Source organism: Nocardia sp. Marseille-Q1738, assembly GCF_965283145.1.
Genome location: NZ_CBDIMS010000008.1, coordinates 243,714 through 260,434, shown reverse-complemented (window position 1 = coordinate 260,434; position 16,721 = coordinate 243,714). Strand labels below are relative to the sequence as shown.

Here is a 16,721-nt window from a genome sequence, read left to right as displayed (position 1 = left end):
CGGTCGTCGCAGCCTGACCGGCATTTCGACGCCGAACCGGGTTATTCGATGCCGAACAACGTAGCCGCGTTGCGATAGCAGACCTGACGCAGCCAGTCGTCGCCGAGCTCGAGCCGCTCGAGCGCCTGGATCGAATGGGCGTAGGAGTGCGGGATATTCGGGAAATCGCTGCCGAACAGGATGCGGTCGGCGTAGGAGCGCAGCCTGCCGTGCTCGCCGATCGGGAAGGGGGCGTCGGCCTCGGAGAAATCGGTCCACACCATGGTGGTGTCGAGTCGCACGTTCGGGTAGTCCTCGGCAAGGTCGAGGAATTCGGAGTACTCGGGTGTGCCCATGTGCGCGACGATCAGCGGCAGACGTGGAAAGCGCCGCAGCACACCGGAGATCGGTTCCGTCCCGGTGTGCGTTCCCGGCGCCGGTCCGGAACCGCAGTGGATCACGACGGGGATCCGCGCGTCCTCCAGCAGGCCCCAGACCGGGTCCAGGAGCGGGTCTCCAGGATGGTAGCCCCCGACTTGGACATGCGCTTTGAAGACGCGGGCTCCGCCCTGCACGGCCGCCGCGACATAGCGCTCGGCTCCCGGCTCGGGAAAGAACGTCGCGGTGTGCAGGCAATCCGGGGTGCGCGCCGCGAAGTCGGCGGTCCATTCGTTGAGCCATGCGGCCATGTCCGGCTTGTGCGGGTACACCAGCGCGGTGAAGGCTCGGACGCCGAAGTCGCGCAAGGTCTTCAACCGGACCTGTTCGTCGGCGCGGTAGGCGATCGGCCAGGCTCGGCCGAGCAGCGGACCGGCCGAGTCGAAGTAGGCCCACACCTTCCGCAGCACCTGGTCGGGCATGAAATGGGTGTGGACGTCGATGATTCCGGGCAGTCCGAGCTCGGTGCGGAAGGCGGACAGGTAACCGGTGTCGTCGGCGCCGGTCACCGGACCTCCTGGGTGACGGGCGGGTGGACCGCCCTGGCGAAATCGCCGACCCGGCTGATCAGCCGTTCGAAGAACAACTCCGGGTCGGTGCCGATCACGATGTCGGCGTTCGGTTCGCGTCCCCACATGCCCGCCCAGTCGGCGACCGTGGTCGCGCGGGTGATGGTGCCCGCCAATTCCACGTCCACCGTCGCGGGCCGGGTGCGCGCGAGCGACGGATCCAGCGCCACCGCGGCCGCGAACGGATCGTGCATGTGGGCGAGGTAGCCCAGGTCGTAGCCGTCGTGAAAGTCGAAGTAGAACCGCACCGCGTCGGTGACGTACCGGACTATCGGATTGCTCGCGACCGAGCGGGCCTCGGGTGGCTCCGCGGCCGAGACGAGTTCCACCGGAAAGCTTTTCGCGCGCTCGGCGAGACGGACCAGGTGCTCGGGTCGCATCTCGATGGTCTCGGTGACGTCGAGCGCGCACACGATCGGCCTGCGGTCCGCCGGTGCCGCGGCGAAGGCGTCGAAAACCTCTTTGGCGGCTTCCGGGTCGACGTGCACGTTCCACTCGTTGGTCGGCGTCGTGTTGCCCGGGTGGTTGAACGCGCCGCCCATGATCACCAAGCGGTGCAGCAACAGCGGCAGCTCGGGGTCGATCCGCAGGGCGAGGGCGAGATTGGTCAGCGGTCCGGTGCAGATTCCGATGATCTCGCCCGGGTGCGCGCGCACCAGCTCGGCCCACATCCGCGCGGCCGAACGCGACGAGAGACGGCGGGCCGAAGCGGGCAGTTCGGCGTATCCGACGCCCTGGGGCCCGTGCGTGTCCTCGGTGGTGCGCAGCGGGATCGCCAGGGGGTCGGCGGCGCCGAGCGCGACCTCGATATCGGGTGCGTGGCAGACGTCCAGCCAGGCGAGGTTGTTGGCCGCCACCTGCGCCGCGGACACGTTGCCCGCGGTGGCGGCGATCCCCGCGATCTCGGCCTCGGGGGAGCCGAGCAGGTACAGCAGGGCGAGGGAATCGTCGATGCCGGTGTCGACGTCCAGGATGATCTTCTGCCGCACAGCATGAGACTAGCCATCCGGAGGGTGGTCCCCGCGCCGAGGTGCCGATAGCCGGATGGTGGCGGCAATTAGTACATGCGTCTAGTACATTTGTCTAAGACGTTGTAGCCTGTGGTTATGGGAAATCGCGAGGATCTACTGGCGGGAGCACGAAAAGTCATCATCGAGCGCGGCGTGGCCAAAGCCACGGCCCGTGACATCGCCTCCGCGGCCGGAGTGAGCCTGGCGGCGATCGGCTACCACTTCGGCTCCAAGGAGCAGTTGATCACCGAGGCGCTGACCGACGGTCTGGGCACCGCGATCGGCGACAGCATGGAGGCGCTGATCCGCCAGGGCGGAGGCGCTACGCCGCTGGCCGCGTTCGCCGCCTTGTGGAATTCGATGCCCGCGGTCTTCACCGACAATCGCGACAGCATGCTGGCGAGCATGGAAAACCTGGTGCGTGTCGCACGCTCGCCGGAATCGCAGAAATTCTTCGCCGAGAGCCTGCCCGGGGCCTATCGCGACATGGCGGAGGCCATGCGTGCGGCGCACCCGCAGTTGAGCGAGGATCAGGCCGAAGCGATTGCGGAGCTATATTTCGTGCTCGTGCAGGGACTCGGCGTACTGCAAACCATCGCACCGGAGGCGAAGCTTCCGGACGGGGACCGGCTGGCGCAGGCGGTGGCAGCTCTAGCCGCTGCTGATTAGTCATCGCTCGCCAGTTCTCGGCGGGGTAGGGCGCAGTCGAATCCGCGGATCGGCTGGACCCGTAGGCCCAGTCCAACCTGGCGCGGCTGGTTGAGGCGGAACCGGGGTGGTTGCCTTAAGGCTGCTGGGTCGGACAACCGCGGATTTGCGTCGACCCAATGCATGCGCTCAGGAGGAACCGGACCGCTGTTCGAGGGCCGCGGAAATCAAGGCACGCGCAGCCTTGCCCGTCACGGACTGCTTGGCCAAGACGTCGAACGCTCGCCCGTAGGTGGCGACCTCCCGCGGCTGGGTGATCGTGAGTTCGGCTGTCACGTTCTCGACCATCACCATGCGATTGTCGAACATGATGAAGTTCGAAATGGGAACTCGGTAGACGGTTTCGGCTGGCACGATCCCGAATAGAACCCGCGGCATGCCCAGTACGGCGAGCAGGCGATCCAGTTGTCCGGCCATTGTCCGGTCATTGCCGACGGTCGTCCGTAGCGCCTGTTCGCCGATCACGAAGTGGAACCGATGCTTCCGCTGGTACAGGATCTGTTGGCGTTCCATCCGCTTCGATACGCCTTCTTCGAGGTCATTCGGTATGCCCTGGAACTCGATCACGTTGCGCATGATCTCTTCCGCGTATTCGGCGGTCTGTAACAAGCCAGGGATGAGAACCGGCTCATACCAACGCATCAGCTGCGTTTCGGCTTCCAACTTGATCGACGCCTGCTGCCGCCGTTTCGTGCCGGTTCCGAGTACTCGGCGCCACTCCAGATACGATGCCTCGATGTTGCGGACAGTCGCGATGAGGTCCGGCAGGTGGTCGGCGGAGTTCGTGTGTTTACACCATGTCCGGATGTCGGCGTCGGTCGGTTTGGTCTTCCCATACTCGATCTTTGACACCTTGGTCTGATGCCAACCAGCGAGGTCGGCGAGTTGTGTACCGGTGAGCCCCGAGTTGAGGCGAAGCTCCCGGAGTCGACCCCCGAGAGCTTCGCGCATTTGGTGAAGCGAACCACTCACCGGTCGGCGTACTCCGCGAGAGGAGTAGCGAGCGTCCACACGCGCTCTTTCACAGCCCGACAGTACTCGATCAACCGACGATCGGTGGTTACGGCGCCACCGACCCAGCGGCCCGACGGCTCGAAGATCGTGTACGCCAGTAACGAGTCATCGAACAACCACCAGTCATCTACGGTCAGCTCGTCCGAGTCGATCAAGTGCCTCGGCAGATAGCGGACGTTCTCGCCGGCGTCAGCATTGAACCGCGCCACCGCTTTCGCGAATCGCGTGTAGTCGGTGTGAGGTTCTGTCACTACGCGGGCGCGGTTGACCGCTACCCCACGGCCGGTCACTTCCCGCACATGATCGAGCCACGGTTGGAACCATGCATAGTCGTCTGGTTGGTCCTGAAGGAACTTCCGGAACGGCTCGAACTCCTCTGGAGTCTCGTAGGTGTCCTGGACTTCCAGATGGAACGCTTCGCGCTGGCAGGAGCGAAATAGGTCGTTGAATGCCTCATCCTGCACGAGTTGCACCGTAGAATGTCCTTTCTGTCATCGGAACCTCGATGCATGTTTCGTCGTCGTAGAGGTCCAGCTTTTCAAGTACTTCCGGGTCGGTGACCGGCGTACCCGTGAGGGTGAATGTGCCCCGCCCGGTGTCGGTCATCTGCGCCCCGAGGAACGTGTCCGGGAGTGCGAAGCCGAGCAGCAGGTGAGGAATCTCGATGGTTCCGGGTGATTCGGTTTTCCATCCCTGCGCTAGGTAGCCGTGGTCGGTCGCGTAGAGGCTGGGGCATCCGCCTCCGGTGGTGCCGCCCTTGCCGAGAAACTGTAACCGCATGGCTCGAATCTCCAATCGCTTTATGTGGTTATATGCTCGCGCGCCTTCAATGATCCACGTTGAATGCCTGTATCGCACAGGAAAAATAGATTCCGAGCATATTGGAGCATGAGTCTGGACGAGCATGCTTCGGCTTCTTACCGTCGTTGCTTGGCACCCGACGTCGGGGTGATGCCGGTGTCGATCACAGAGCCCTCGGTGTCGGGTGTCACCACGCGAAAGTCCACGCGCAGAGGGGTATCGAGGTGCCCGAAGAACTTGCAGTCGTATTGATCGTCGCAGCCGTCGTCGTCGGAGTGGTGCTATTCCTGTTCTGGGTGCTGCCCTGGATGATCGAACACGCACCACAGCTGCCCGAACTCGAGCACGATGACGAACGCCTAAGCCACCACTGTCACCACGCGCCCACGGTGCCCTACACGGTCGCACAGGCGCAACGGATCATGCAGCGGCTTATCGATTGCGACGCCACCGCATGCCACGCCAAAGCCGCCGTGTTCCGCGTCCTCGCCGAGGCTGGAATGGTCAAGCCTGCGAAAGACCTCCGATGAACCCCGTCACTCGCGCCGATGTCCTCGATCGCCGGAGCGCGCAACCCTGCAGGAACCAGGTGATCGAGAACATCGAGCACGCCCGGTTCGCGCTCACCTATCACGGCGGACACGGCTGTGATCAGTTCATGGCCGCGCTCGGGCACGGATCGGTGGTGCTGTGATGAGGAAGCGACTCGTCGGCGAAGGGTGCGAGGACGCTGCGGTGGTGGGCATCGATATCCGCCAGGCTCGCGGCATCATCGCCATCCACGAGCACTGCACCCCGCCCTGCCCTCGAAAGCACACCGCGATCGAATACCTCTGGCAGCAGGGCGCTCCCACGGAAGGCCAGACCGATGGCGCTGGCTGAGCCGCAGGCGAAGATTCTCGGCGCGCTCTGCGCAACGCCATTGACCTTCGCCGACATCCGAACCCGCACCGGACTTTCCGAGCACACCACACGCGCCACCGTGCACGCACTTGCCTACCTCGGATGGGCCCGCCGCACCGTCGCCTGCTGGCAGATCACGGACGACGGACGACGGGTGATCGGCGAGCCGCGTTACCGAGACTTCCGCCCCAACAACACTCGGCAGGAGGTCTAACCGACACACGGTCCCGAACTGCGCCGCGTCGTGCCTCGGCGTGACCTTACGAACGGTGGCGGGTATCGCTACCAGCTGCTTTGTGCGGTCGGCACGCGATCGGCACGCTGTCGGTGATCTGCTGCGGTTGCCTGGAAACCAGATGGCACCGCAGTCCATCCGTCTAATGAGCGGTTCGGTTTCGACGTTGGGGCAGCCTGCAGCGATCTCGTAAGCTGACGCATCGGGTCGAACAATAAAGGCCGTAGCAGTTCTCGGCGATCTCACAACGATTCGGAAAGGATCACGCATCACACTGATCTGAAAGGACAGGGTTTGATGATCGAGACCACGCTCTTGCAGAAGCTGGCCGGTGAGGCCGACCGCGACGGCGTGCAGCAACTTGTCGTCGGAGCCGTCGTCCAGCGCGGCGACAACGTGCTGCTGCTGCAACGGCCTGCGGATGACTTCATGGGCGGCATCTGGGAACTGCCCAGCGGCAAAGTTGATCCCGGCGAACCACTCGACCAAGCGCTGATCCGGGAGGTCAAGGAAGAGACCGGGCTCGAGGTCGCCGCTATTCGCGACTACCTCGGCGAATTCGACTACCAATCCGGCAGCGGCAAGAAGAGCCGCCAGTTCAACTTCACCGTCGACGTAACCAGCTCCGAGCCAGTGCAGTTGACCGAGCACGACGCCTATACCTGGACCAGCCTGGCTGAGGAACCCCCGGTCACGGATGCCGTGAAAGAGGTGCTGAGGCGGTACCGGACGTCATAGTCGGCCGATGACCTAAAGGACGGAGCCACAGCCCAGACGTGCCCGGCTACTCCTCGCGCTCCTGCCCTGTCAAAGTCCACTGCCGATCACTCCAGCAATGGGCAAGAGCAGTTCCGGCGCCGGTGCGGGCTCGATAATCGAGATCAGTACGGCTGAGGTCGCGACCGGCCGATCAGTCCTCGCTCGACAGTTCCCCGGCGGGGATGTAGCGCAGGCGGAGGACCGCGACCACGGACAGTGCGAGGGCCGCTACGGCGGCGACGCCCGCGGTGACGTGCACGCCGTGCAGGAACGCTTGCCGCGCGGCGAGCAGCACCGCGTCGCCCAGCTCGCCGGGCAGCGTGGTGGCGGTATGCGCGGCGGCGCCGAGAGTGTCGCGTATGGATCGCTCGGCCTCGGCCGGGACTCCAGCAGGCAGTGAGCCGGTCAGATCGCCGCGATAGAGGGCGACGCTGATGCTGCCGAGGATCGAAATACCGAGGGCGCCACCGAGTTCCGCGCCTGTTTCGGAGACACCGGCGGCCGCGCCCGCCTGTTCCTGTGGCGCGGAGCCGACGATCAGTTCGGTGGTGATGCCGAACACCGGCGCCAGTCCCAGCGCGATGATCACCGAGGCGGCGAGCGCGAGCAGTACGCCGCCGGTCACCCCGACCCGCGTCATCAGCAGCAGGCCGACGGCCGAGGTCGCCAAGCCGGAACCGATCAGGTACGCCGGGCGCACCACCCGGACGATGCGCGGAGCCAGCTGCGAGCCGATGATGAACCCGAGTCCGGACGGCGCCATCACCAATCCGGCCGCCAGGGGTGACAACCCCAGCACGAGCTGGAAGTACTGCGCAACGAACAGGAAATAGCCGAACGCGACGAAGATGCCGACCACGTTGATCAGCAGCGCGATCCGGAACGTGCCCAGCCGGAACAAGCGCAGGTCGAGCATCGGGTGCGCACTGCCGAGCTGGCGGCGCACGAACACGACTCCGACGGCTAGACCGGCGACGATGGCGAGCAGCGCGCCCGCGCCCGGCCCGTCTTGGGCGATCTTCTTCATGCCGAACACCAGCGCGATCATCGCGCCCACGCACAGCGCGGCGCTGAGCGGATCCAATCGCCCCGCGTCCGGATCGCGGTATTCCGGAAGCACCTTCGGCCCCAAGACCAGCAGCAGCGCCATCACCGGCACCGCGAGCAAGAAGACCGACCCCCACCAGAACCGTTCCAGCAGGACGCCGCCGAACAGCGGGCCGACCGCGCCGCCCGCGGAGAACGCGCCGACCCACACGCCTACCGCCACCGACCGCTGCTTGGCGTCACGGAACATGCTGAACAGCAACGACAGTGTCGACGGCGCGAGCGTCGCGCCCGCGATCCCTTGCAGCGCGCGGCAGGCGATCAGCAGCTCCGCGCTCGGCGCGAACGCCGCGACCACCGACACCACCGCGAACGCCGCCGCGCCCGCCATGAGCAGCCTGCGCCTGCCGATCCGGTCGCCGAGTGTGCCCATGGTGACCAGCAGCCCGGCCACCATGAACCCGTAGACGTCGATGATCCACAACAGCTGCGAGCTGGTCGGATGCAGTTCGGCGCTGATCATCGGCACGGCCAGGTGCAGAACCGTCATGTCCATCGCGTAGACCAGGCAGGCGAGCGCGAGCACGCCGAGCCCGATCCACTCCCGCCGGCCGGCCAGCGGCTCGGCGACGCGGTCGAGCGTGGTGTCCACGGCGCGGGTTCCTTCCGAAATGGTGTCGGTGAGCGTCATGCTGGTTCAGACGACGCGAGACGAACCATTTCATCGCCCGCCACCGGGACGCCGCAAAGGATTTTCCCGGCGCCCCGGTGGGACGGTCAGTGCGCCGGCAGCGGCCAGGCGGGACGATCCGCGCCGTAGGCGGGCGCGGGCCAGGTGTAATCCGGGTATTCGGCGAGGGCTGGTGTCGCGGTGACGACCTGTCCGTGCCGGGCCACCAGCGCCGGGTTCGGCACCGCGGCCTTGGGGTGACGCGGCGTGCGATCCGGCGCGTTCAGCAACCAGGACGCGGTGCGCGCCAGCGCGACGCGCACGTCCCGGCCGACGCCGTCCTCGCCACGGGCGACCAGCGCATCGATCACGCCCGCGGCGAGCAGATAGCCCGACGCGTGGTCCAGCGCCTGCGCGGGTAGCGCACCCGGTACCGCGGGCGCGCCTTCGAGTATCGAGATGCCGGAGGCGGCCTGCACGATGCTGTCGAAACCGCGGTGCCCGCCCCACGGACCGGTCTCGCCCCACGCGGACACCCGCCCGTGGACGAGGCCGGGGCGGCTGGCGGCGCGCACGCCCGCGCGCTCCAACGCGCCCGGCCGGTAGCCGGTGATCAGCACGTCCGCGGCGGCGATCAGCTCGTCGATCCGGTGTGTGCGCAGGTCGACCAGCGTGGAGCGCTTGCCCTGGCAGGTGTCCGCGTACTGCCACGGGATCTCCGGCAGCTGCGGCGGATCGACCCGCAGCACCTCGGCGCCGAGTAGCGCCAGCGCCCGCGTCGCGACCGGTCCCGCGATCACCCGGGTCAGATCGAGCACTCGCAATCCCCGCAGCGGCTGCAAAGGCGCAGCACCCGACGGCAACCCGGGTTCACCACGGTCGGCGCGCGGTGCGATCGCCACCACGGGGCCTGCGGCGGCGGCCTGTCCCTGCGGGCTCGCGGCCCACTCCTGCTCGGTGCGGACCCGGACCGCGATCGCGCCGTGCGCGGCGGCCCGATCCTCCAGATCGGAGGCGCGGCTCATGGCCATCTGGGCGACGGCCAGATCGACGGGCGCGGACTCGGGCAGGTCGAGGGCGGCGAGCAGGCGGGCGCGGTGGTGCGGATAGTTGGCGTGTGTGCGGACCCAGCCGTCGAAGGTGGGGAAGAATCCGGACAGGTCGGTGAACAGCGTCGGCCCTTGGCCCCCCACGCGTAGCAGTTTCTCGCTGGAGAAGGCCGCGGTGATGCGGGTGGGGTCGATGCGGTGGGCCACCGGGTCGAGGCCACGTGCTTCGCGCATGCGGTTCGCCGCTGCCGTCAGCGTCGCGACCGAACCGGCCGCCAGCGCCCAGACCGGTAACGTCGCGGCGAGATTGCTACCCGGATCGGGCGCGGGGGAGATGGGCGAGGCGGTGACACCGATACCGGCCTCGTAGTCATGGACGAGCCGTGCGTGCGTGTTCACTCGCTTCAGGGTAGTTGCCGCACCGGAGAAGTCGGGTGCCGCGGTTGATCTTCGCGCGGGCACGAGGAGGCCCCCACTGCCGGGTTGCGCCGCCGATCTCCGGTGCCACCTGCGGCGTTGCGGATCTTGGTGGGAACGTTGCTGGTGCGCAGGCGTGCGGTATCACACGGCGCCGGACCCATCGCCGCTCCGATCTCGTAGCCATCGGTGCCGCGCCGCCGAGCATCCGGAGGCTGCGATCATGCGATCGCGGATACTTCTCGGCGCGATTGCGGAACGAGTGCCGCCGACCGGGTCGGACCGGAGCGGCAGCGCACTGCGGTTCAGAGCGTACGCGCGAACAGTCGGATTGCGTGGGCGTTTCGGCGCGATTGCCGATAAAAGGCGTGAAAAGAGCTGTCACACATGTCTTCTCGCCAGTGAGGATAGCGGCAGGCGACGAGACGCGGGAATTCGGTCAATATGTCCAGGTGCTGCACCGCGGCTCACGGCGCGGAGAACAGCGCGTGAATCCGATGACCTGTCCGTTACGTGCGGACATAGGGCTAGAGCATGACTGGCCGCACCGCACCACCACGCGGCACCGATATGTGAGGTCGAGCGACGATGACGAACGCCTATGCCGGCAGTGCGGAGTACGCAGTCCCGACGACGAGGATCATAAGGAACCCCCCTGGGCGGGAGAGAACCCCGGCTTTCGGCAACGATATGCAGCCGCGTTCCGCACTGATCCCGGACCGGGTTCGCCGAGCGCCGATCAAACACGACTACGAACTGATGGCGGTGCAGGACGCCCAGAACGCCGGGTACCTGCGGGAAATCCAGGATCTCGCCGCCGAACGCGCCGCGCTCGGCGGGAGGAAAGGCCATGACCAGGCCAACCGGCTGCGCTTGGAGCAGCTCGAGGCGGCCCTCGCGGCGGCCACGGCGGACGCCACCGCGGCCGGGGTTCCCGCGGGCGACGTCGATCGTGCGGTGGAATACGGACGCGCAGGCGACTACTGGGCCGATCGACCCGCGCACCGATATCTCGGCCGCATCGCCCAGCTGACCCACGAAATGGCTTCGCGGCTCAGTGAATTGGACGACTACCGGCAGCGGGTCGCCGAACTCGAACGACGGCTGTCGCGGACCAGCCTCGGCGACGCCTGATCCGTCCGGCCCGCGCGACCCCGGCCCGGTGCGCACGCTCCGGCGCGGGAGCGGGCCACGGCGCGACGAGACGGTGGTGCTGCCTCGGTGGTGCAGCTGCTGTTGGTTCCGGAGTTCGCCAGACGGGTGGTGGCGGGGCAGCTGGACCCCGCCTACTGGGCGCGGGCGCGCGCCGACCGGCTCGGCGGGGTCGGCACTGCGGGCTGTACCGACGATGTCAGCGGAGCCTGCGCGACGCGGCATCCTTCGCGCTCATCCTCAGCGACGACACCGAAGCAGACCTGCCGTTCGACCCTGACGGGCTGGAGCACGACCGCTGCGCGAACTCGGCCTCGCCGCCATACCGGTCATCGCTCCGCCACGCGACCTCGTGCAATCCGTGGCCGAGAACATCGGCGCCGCGGACGCGACCGAATTCGCCCGCCGGTTCCCTGCGCTGAGTGGCGCTGAGGTGCTGCGTACCCGGGCGCTGGACCCTGGGCGGGCCGCCGCGAGCACCGCACGCGAGATGATGCAACTGCTCACCGTGACCGCCCAGGTACGCCGGAAGCATGCCGATGGGCCCGTGCCACGGTCGCCGAGGTGAGCCCGCAGCGCCTGCGGTGCGCGCCTGTTGGTCCTGTGCGACAGGCGATGTCACCCGGTATTTGCGATCACGCTGGTTGTATCTCTCGGGCGGTCTTTCCGCGGAACATAGCATCGCCGGACGGAACGCGCCGGTGACTCATCGATCCCGGCTGACCGATTGTCAACCGGAAAGAACCGATTACCGTGCCGCCGAAGCCTTCCCTGACCGCTACGGATGTCGTTGCGACGGTGGGGGACACAGGCGCGCCGTGTTCATGGACCGCCTGGGATATGGCGTTCTGGGATCCGGCGCGCTGGCAACCGCACGCGCTGCTGGGGCGGTGGCATGCGTGGATCGGTGCGTCCCGCACGCGCCGCCGGGTCGTGTATATGTTCGCGTTCGTCTTCGTGCTGTTCGTCTTTCCCGGTGTCGTCGGGGCCACCGCGACGGCCTTCGTGGATGGCACGAGCGCGGTCGGCTCCAGCATCGACGCGGTGGGCTGGATGAACGTCCGGGACTCGGCCGGTGTCCGGGTGACCGACTACCTCTTCGCCTCCAGCGGTGGCAACGTCCTCCGCCCGATCGTGACGATCGTGGTGGTCGTGATCGGTCTGGAGTTCGTCGGATACATCGTGATCACGACCACCGGGGTGTGGGTGATCGGCTTCGTGATCAGCTTCCAATGGCTCGATCCATTCGGGCGGGCGCTGACCGGTGTCGCCCACAGCGTCACCGGCCAGATCGCCACCCCGCTCTTGATGACGGTCGCGGCGGCGATCGGGGCGTTCTTCGTCGGCTGGTTCGTGGTGCGCGGATACCACGCCAAGGCCACCGCCCAGGTGGTCACGATGGTGGGGGTCGCGGTGCTCGGTCCGATCTTCCTCGCCGAGCCGCTGGCGGACGTGTTGTCCTCGCATGGTCTGCTGGCGCAGGGCCGCGACCTGGGGATCTCGGTCGCCGCCGGGCTGAACGGCCATGCCGCGCCGAATACCGGCCAGCTGATCGCGACGATGCAGGGCGATCTGGCGGACAACTTCGTGCGGAAGCCGGTGCAGGTGTGGAACTTCGGGCATGTGGTCGACGAGTCTCCGCGCTGCGCCGCCGCCTGGTCGGCAGGAGTGCGGTCGGGTGACGACTCCGGGGTGATGAACGGCATGCGTGCCTGCGGCGACACGGCGGCCTATGCCAAGGCCGACAATCCGAGCTTCGGGCAGATCGGTTCCGGTTTGGTGCTGCTGTTCTGCGCCGCGGTCCTGCTCTGCTTCGGGGTGTATCTCGGGCTGAAGATCATCTGGGCCGCGCTGGATTCCGTCTACCACGGCTTCATGTCGATCTTCGGATTCGCGGCGGGCGGATTCGTGTACGGGCCCACGCAGACCTTCCTGGTGCGCAACATCGTGGACAGCTTCGTCGCGGCCGGGCGGATGGCGGCCTACACCATCTTTCTGGGGGTCTATGTCCTGTTCCTGGGGAATCTGTTCCGCGAAGCACGCGGACAGGTGATGGTCGTGCTCGTGCTCGGCGCCATCGTCGAGGTGGTAGCCATCCTCCAGTTGAAGCGGCTCAGCGCCGGTATCAGCCGCGGCAACGAGTGGATCGCCAACCGGTTCGCCCTCGCCGTGCAGGGCGCGGGCGGCGGCAAGGGTGCCGGCTCGGGCACCGCCCTCGGGATGGGACCAGGTGGCACGTCGCATTCCCTGCCCGGAGCAGGATTGATCGCCGGGCTCGCCGCCGTCAACACCGTCAACAACAGCCCGATCGCCGCATTGCTGCTCGGCAACAAGCGCAATCCGCTCGACCCGCATGCGCGGCTGCGCAATCGCGCGGAACTCGGGGGTTGGCGATCGAACGCGTTGATCAACGAACGCGGCTGGAATGTCAACTACATGCGGACCCGCGAACAGCTCATGGAGGGCGCCCGGAGTGCCGTCCGCGAGCACGGCGGGCGGCACACCCCACGCAGCGCCGCCGCGGCCATCGATCGCGTGGTCAATCGCGGTGGCGGGCTGAGTGATCTCGGCAGCGCGCTGATCGATGCCGGATTCACCGATCAGGAGATGGTCATCGACGCGATCCGGGCCTACAACTACCGCCAGAACTTCGCGCCCAGCGTCTGGGACGGCGACAAGTACATCGGCGAGGCCGCGGCGTCACTCGCGGTGCTGAAGCTGGGCCGCTCACCCGCCAACATGGCCTTGTTCCAGCAGACGGCGCACCGGCTCGCGAACCGCCGCTACATCGACCATGTCGCGGAATCCGAACTCACCCGCGAAGAACGCGACTATCTCGGGGACTACTTCCGCGCGCCGACCCGGGACAAGATCAGGGGTATCGAGGCGCTCGCGGGAGGGAGCACGATCACGCGGGACAGCGCGGGCAACATCGTGCAGTCCAACCCGGATTACCCGCTGCCCGTGCAGTTCGAAGGGTGGAGCCAGGAACGGGGCCAGCTGATGAACAGGTTCATCATGCCCCACCTCGCCAGCCAGTACCTGGACGCGGCCAACACCGCCGATCTCCCTCGAGCGTCGGAACTCCTGCAGACCATGGCGAATTCCGAATACTGGACCGGCAATGTGAAGCTGACGCCCTCGAAGGCGATCCCGAGGTTCTGAGGCAGAGGCGGTATCCGCGCCGCGCGACGGGGAACACGACCCGACGACTACCGTGATTTGATCCAGGGCGACGCCGGAACGGACGACGGGCAAGGAGGCCGAACGTTGGCTGGAACTTTCACCGATTCGGAGTGGTTGCGGACTTTGCGAACGGAGACGGTCGTGCGTGACCGCCTGCTGTGCTTCCCACCCGGCGGCGGACCGGCCACGGCGTATCGGAATCTGGCCCTGCGATTCGGTGCGGGCGTGGCGGTGCACGCCGTGCAGTACCCGGGGCGGCAGGACCGGCTGGGCGAGGAACCGATCACCGAGCTGGGCGTGCTCGCCGACCGGATCGCCGCGGAAGTGCTGGCGCAGGGAGTGGTCGGCCGGCTGTCGTTGTTCGGGCACAGTATGGGCGCGACCGTGGCGTTCGAGACCGCGCGCAGGCTCGAACGTGGCGGGCAGCCGATCGCCACGCTGTTCGTCTCCGGCCGTCCGGCACCGACGTTCGAGGAGACGCGGCGACTGCACGTGGCCTCCGACGACGAACTCATCGGCGACCTGATCCGGTTGGCGGCCGATCCCGCGCCACTCGAGATGCTGCGCGCGGAATCGAGTCTCGCCGAACTCGTCCTGCCCGCGGTACGTGCCGATTACCAGGCGGTGGAAACCTATCGCTATCAGCCCGGCGATCCGTTGCGCGCCGATATCGCGGCACTGGTCGGCACCGAGGATCCGACGATGCGGCCCGAGCAGGCCGACGAATGGCGGGCCCACACCAGCGGTGGCTTCGATCGGGCGACGTTTCCCGGTGGGCATTTCTATCTGGACCAGCTCACGGCGGAGGTCGCCGACTTCGTCGCACGCCGTCTCGCGCACGCCTGAGGCGCGGCAGGACGTTCCCGCTCAGTGCGGAGCACTCAGCCGGACGGCGGCCGACCGCTGCCGCCGGATCGATACGTAGCCGATCCAGGAGGCCGCGACCAGCACGGCGGCCAGCAACCGCACCAGCCCGAGCGCGTCCTCGGGGTAGAGCACGCCCGTTATGTAGTGGTCGATGAATCCGCTCGACGGCAGCCGGGCCCGGCCCGCGCGCTCGCGCGCCCAGTTCTCCACATGGGTCAGCGGGCATTCGAGCCCGAATACGATCGTGCTGAACCCCCACCCGGCCGTGACGACGTGCAGCCAGATGGTGCGCGGAAAGCGCCACGCGAGGAATCCGCCGACCACCACGTAGGCCACGAAGGCGAAATGCGTGGCGGCCGTGGCGTCGGCCAGCAGCCGGTACAGCACGCCTCCAGGGTATCCCTCGCCGGGAGTCGAAGATGCCGTACGACCGCTGGCGCAACGGTTTTACCAGGGGGATGGCTGGTAGTCCTTGAGGAAGCAGCCGTACAGGTCGGTGCCGTTCTCACCCTGCACGATCGGGTCGTAGACGCGCGCCGCGCCGTCGACCAGGTCCAGCGGCGCGTGAAAACCCTCCTCGGCGAGGCGGATTTTCGTGTAGTGCGGGCGTTCGTCGGTGATCCAGCCGGTGTCTACGGCGGTCATCAGGATTCCGTCCTGTTCGAACATCTCCCGAGCGCTGGTGCGGGTCAACATGTTCAGCGCGGCCTTGGCCATATTGGTGTGCGGATGTCCCGGCCCTTTGTAGGCGCGGGAGAACTGCCCCTCCATGGCCGACACGTTGACGACGTACTTGCGCCGCGCCGCCGCGGCGGCCATCGCCGGGCGCAGGCGGGAGACCAGGATGAACGGCGCGACCGAGTTGCACAACTGCACTTCGAGCAGTTCGGTCGGATCCACCTCGGCGACGGTCTGCACCCAGCTGTTGGTGTGCGCGAGGTCCGGCACCAAGCCACCCGCGTCGATCGCCACGCCGCGCGAAATGCGTTCCGGTGTCGCCGATCCGGCGACCAGTGCCAGCTCGGCGACATCGGCGGCGGACAACGCCGGAGTCAGCGAGGCCGTCAGAGCGCTGGGGTGGGCCTGCATGGTCTTGCCGAAACTCACCACGTCCGGCAGCGCGCCCGCGGGCAGCGGTCCGGACTCGGCGTCGACCAGCGCGCTGTAGGCCCCAGCAGAGCGGCGCACGGTTTGCGCTGCGTTGTTGATCAGGATGTCCAACGGACCCTGCGCGGCGACATCGTCGGCCAGGGCGACGACCTGGGCCGGGTCGCGCAGATCGATGCCGACGATGCGCAGGCGGTGCAGCCAGTCCGCGCTGTCGTCCATCGCGGTGAAACGCCGGATGGCGTCGTTGGGGAAACGGGTGGTGATGGTGGTGTGCGCGCCGTCACGCAGCAGTCGCAGAGCGATGTACATGCCGATCTTGGCGCGGCCGCCGGTGAGCAGCGCGCGGCGCCCGGTGAGATCGGTGCGTGCATCGCGCTTGGCGTGGCTGCTCGCGGCGCAATCGGGGCACAGCTGGTGATAGAACGCGTCCACCCGGGTGTAGCGCTGCTTACAGATGTAGCAGGGGCGCGGACGGATCAGCGTGCCCGCGCTGGCACCGGTCGCGTTCGAGCTGATCGGGATGCCCGCGGTCTCGTCATCGATCCGGTTCGGCGAGCCGGTCGCGGTGGCCGCGACCACCGCCCGGTCGGCGGCCGTCACCGACTCGCGCGCCGCGGACCTGCGTCGCTGCTTGAGCTTCTTGAACATGTGCCCGACCGCGCGCTGCACCGCGACCGAGTCGGGATGATCCTTGTCCAGCGTTCCAGCTTGCTCCAGGACGCGCAGACAGGTCGCGAGGTCGTCGGGATCGATCATGCTTTCGGCCATCGCGGCGGGGGACATCCTTCGGTGAGCTGGGCAAGCGAC

General features: G+C 67.3%; 18 protein-coding genes. 9 read left to right on the top strand and 9 right to left on the bottom strand.

The features are described from left to right. Nucleotides 1–41: 41 nt before the first annotated feature. On the bottom strand, nt 42–926 hold the full coding sequence (locus ACWPXK_RS26245; RefSeq protein WP_454198830.1) for an amidohydrolase family protein: 885 nt from the start codon (nt 924–926) through the stop codon (nt 42–44). Further along, nucleotides 923–1,975, bottom strand: coding sequence for a nucleoside hydrolase (locus ACWPXK_RS26240; RefSeq protein ID WP_454198829.1), 1,053 nt, complete (start codon nt 1,973–1,975; stop codon nt 923–925). The genes ACWPXK_RS26245 and ACWPXK_RS26240 overlap by 4 nt, the downstream gene beginning before the upstream one ends. Nucleotides 1,976–2,092: 117 nt before the next feature. Between ACWPXK_RS26240 and ACWPXK_RS26235 the strand changes: the two genes are divergently transcribed. Further along, nucleotides 2,093–2,665: a TetR/AcrR family transcriptional regulator gene (locus ACWPXK_RS26235; protein WP_454198828.1), complete on the top strand. Its 573-nt coding sequence runs from the start codon at nt 2,093–2,095 to the stop codon at nt 2,663–2,665. Nucleotides 2,666–2,833: 168 nt separating this feature from the next. Here ACWPXK_RS26235 and ACWPXK_RS26230 read toward each other — a convergent pair whose 3' ends face one another. Genes ACWPXK_RS26230 through ACWPXK_RS26220 form a run of 3 tightly spaced genes read right to left on the bottom strand, consistent with a single transcriptional unit; the run spans nt 2,834 to nt 4,498 of the window. Then, nucleotides 2,834–3,655, bottom strand: a complete 822-nt coding sequence (locus ACWPXK_RS26230) for a helix-turn-helix domain-containing protein (RefSeq protein ID WP_454198827.1) — start codon at nt 3,653–3,655, stop codon at nt 2,834–2,836. Between the two features lie 17 nt (nt 3,656–3,672). Beyond that, on the bottom strand, nt 3,673–4,182 hold the full coding sequence (locus ACWPXK_RS26225; protein ID WP_454198826.1) for a DUF6879 family protein: 510 nt from the start codon (nt 4,180–4,182) through the stop codon (nt 3,673–3,675). Then, on the bottom strand, nt 4,172–4,498 hold the full coding sequence (locus tag ACWPXK_RS26220) for a hypothetical protein (protein ID WP_454198825.1): 327 nt from the start codon (nt 4,496–4,498) through the stop codon (nt 4,172–4,174). The genes ACWPXK_RS26225 and ACWPXK_RS26220 overlap by 11 nt, the downstream gene beginning before the upstream one ends. Before the next feature lie 245 nt (nt 4,499–4,743). On the opposite strand from ACWPXK_RS26220, the gene ACWPXK_RS26215 reads away from it, so the two are divergent. The 4 genes from ACWPXK_RS26215 (at nt 4,744) to ACWPXK_RS26200 (ending at nt 6,395) form a co-directional block, all read left to right on the top strand. Beyond that, complete coding sequence (locus ACWPXK_RS26215; protein WP_454198824.1) at nt 4,744–5,049, top strand: hypothetical protein; 306 nt, start codon at nt 4,744–4,746, stop codon at nt 5,047–5,049. A gap of 163 nt (nt 5,050–5,212) precedes the next feature. Continuing rightward, nucleotides 5,213–5,401 carry a hypothetical protein gene (locus ACWPXK_RS26210; RefSeq protein ID WP_454198823.1) on the top strand — a complete coding sequence of 63 codons (189 nt, stop codon included), beginning with the start codon at nt 5,213–5,215 and terminating at the stop codon, nt 5,399–5,401. Beyond that, nucleotides 5,388–5,636, top strand: a complete 249-nt coding sequence (locus ACWPXK_RS26205) for a hypothetical protein (protein ID WP_454198822.1) — start codon at nt 5,388–5,390, stop codon at nt 5,634–5,636. The genes ACWPXK_RS26210 and ACWPXK_RS26205 overlap by 14 nt, the downstream gene beginning before the upstream one ends. 318 nt (nt 5,637–5,954) lie before the next feature. After that, the gene (locus tag ACWPXK_RS26200) at nt 5,955–6,395 is read left to right on the top strand and encodes an NUDIX hydrolase (RefSeq protein WP_454198821.1); all 441 of its coding nucleotides are present in this window, start codon (nt 5,955–5,957) and stop codon (nt 6,393–6,395) included. A gap of 172 nt (nt 6,396–6,567) precedes the next feature. Here the strand turns inward: ACWPXK_RS26200 and ACWPXK_RS26195 are convergent, their stop codons facing one another. Together ACWPXK_RS26195 and ACWPXK_RS26190 are read right to left on the bottom strand one after the other, a co-directional pair. Continuing rightward, entirely contained in the window at nt 6,568–8,154 is a 1,587-nt protein-coding gene (locus ACWPXK_RS26195; RefSeq protein ID WP_454198820.1) for an MFS transporter, read from the bottom strand. Nucleotides 8,155–8,240: 86 nt separating this feature from the next. Next, on the bottom strand, nt 8,241–9,581 hold the full coding sequence (locus tag ACWPXK_RS26190; protein WP_454198819.1) for a CoA transferase: 1,341 nt from the start codon (nt 9,579–9,581) through the stop codon (nt 8,241–8,243). Between the two features lie 708 nt (nt 9,582–10,289). Between ACWPXK_RS26190 and ACWPXK_RS26185 the strand changes: the two genes are divergently transcribed. The 4 genes from ACWPXK_RS26185 to ACWPXK_RS26170 all read left to right on the top strand — a co-directional run bounded on the left by ACWPXK_RS26185 (nt 10,290) and on the right by ACWPXK_RS26170 (nt 14,783). Next, on the top strand, nt 10,290–10,733 hold the full coding sequence (locus ACWPXK_RS26185; RefSeq protein ID WP_454198818.1) for a hypothetical protein: 444 nt from the start codon (nt 10,290–10,292) through the stop codon (nt 10,731–10,733). 379 nt (nt 10,734–11,112) lie between these two features. Further along, nucleotides 11,113–11,319: a hypothetical protein gene (locus tag ACWPXK_RS26180; RefSeq protein WP_454198817.1), complete on the top strand. Its 207-nt coding sequence runs from the start codon at nt 11,113–11,115 to the stop codon at nt 11,317–11,319. Nucleotides 11,320–11,549: 230 nt separating this feature from the next. Then, entirely contained in the window at nt 11,550–13,916 is a 2,367-nt protein-coding gene (locus ACWPXK_RS26175) for a hypothetical protein (RefSeq protein ID WP_454198816.1), read from the top strand. Between the two features lie 105 nt (nt 13,917–14,021). Further along, the gene (locus tag ACWPXK_RS26170) at nt 14,022–14,783 is read left to right on the top strand and encodes a thioesterase II family protein (RefSeq protein WP_454198815.1); all 762 of its coding nucleotides are present in this window, start codon (nt 14,022–14,024) and stop codon (nt 14,781–14,783) included. 21 nt (nt 14,784–14,804) lie between these two features. On the opposite strand, the gene ACWPXK_RS26165 is transcribed toward ACWPXK_RS26170, so the two are convergent. Both ACWPXK_RS26165 and ACWPXK_RS26160 read right to left on the bottom strand, forming a co-directional pair. Beyond that, entirely contained in the window at nt 14,805–15,191 is a 387-nt protein-coding gene (locus tag ACWPXK_RS26165) for a DUF2784 domain-containing protein (protein WP_454198814.1), read from the bottom strand. Between the two features lie 60 nt (nt 15,192–15,251). Further along, the gene (locus ACWPXK_RS26160; protein WP_454198813.1) at nt 15,252–16,682 is read right to left on the bottom strand and encodes an SDR family NAD(P)-dependent oxidoreductase; all 1,431 of its coding nucleotides are present in this window, start codon (nt 16,680–16,682) and stop codon (nt 15,252–15,254) included. Nucleotides 16,683–16,721: the final 39 nt, after the last annotated feature.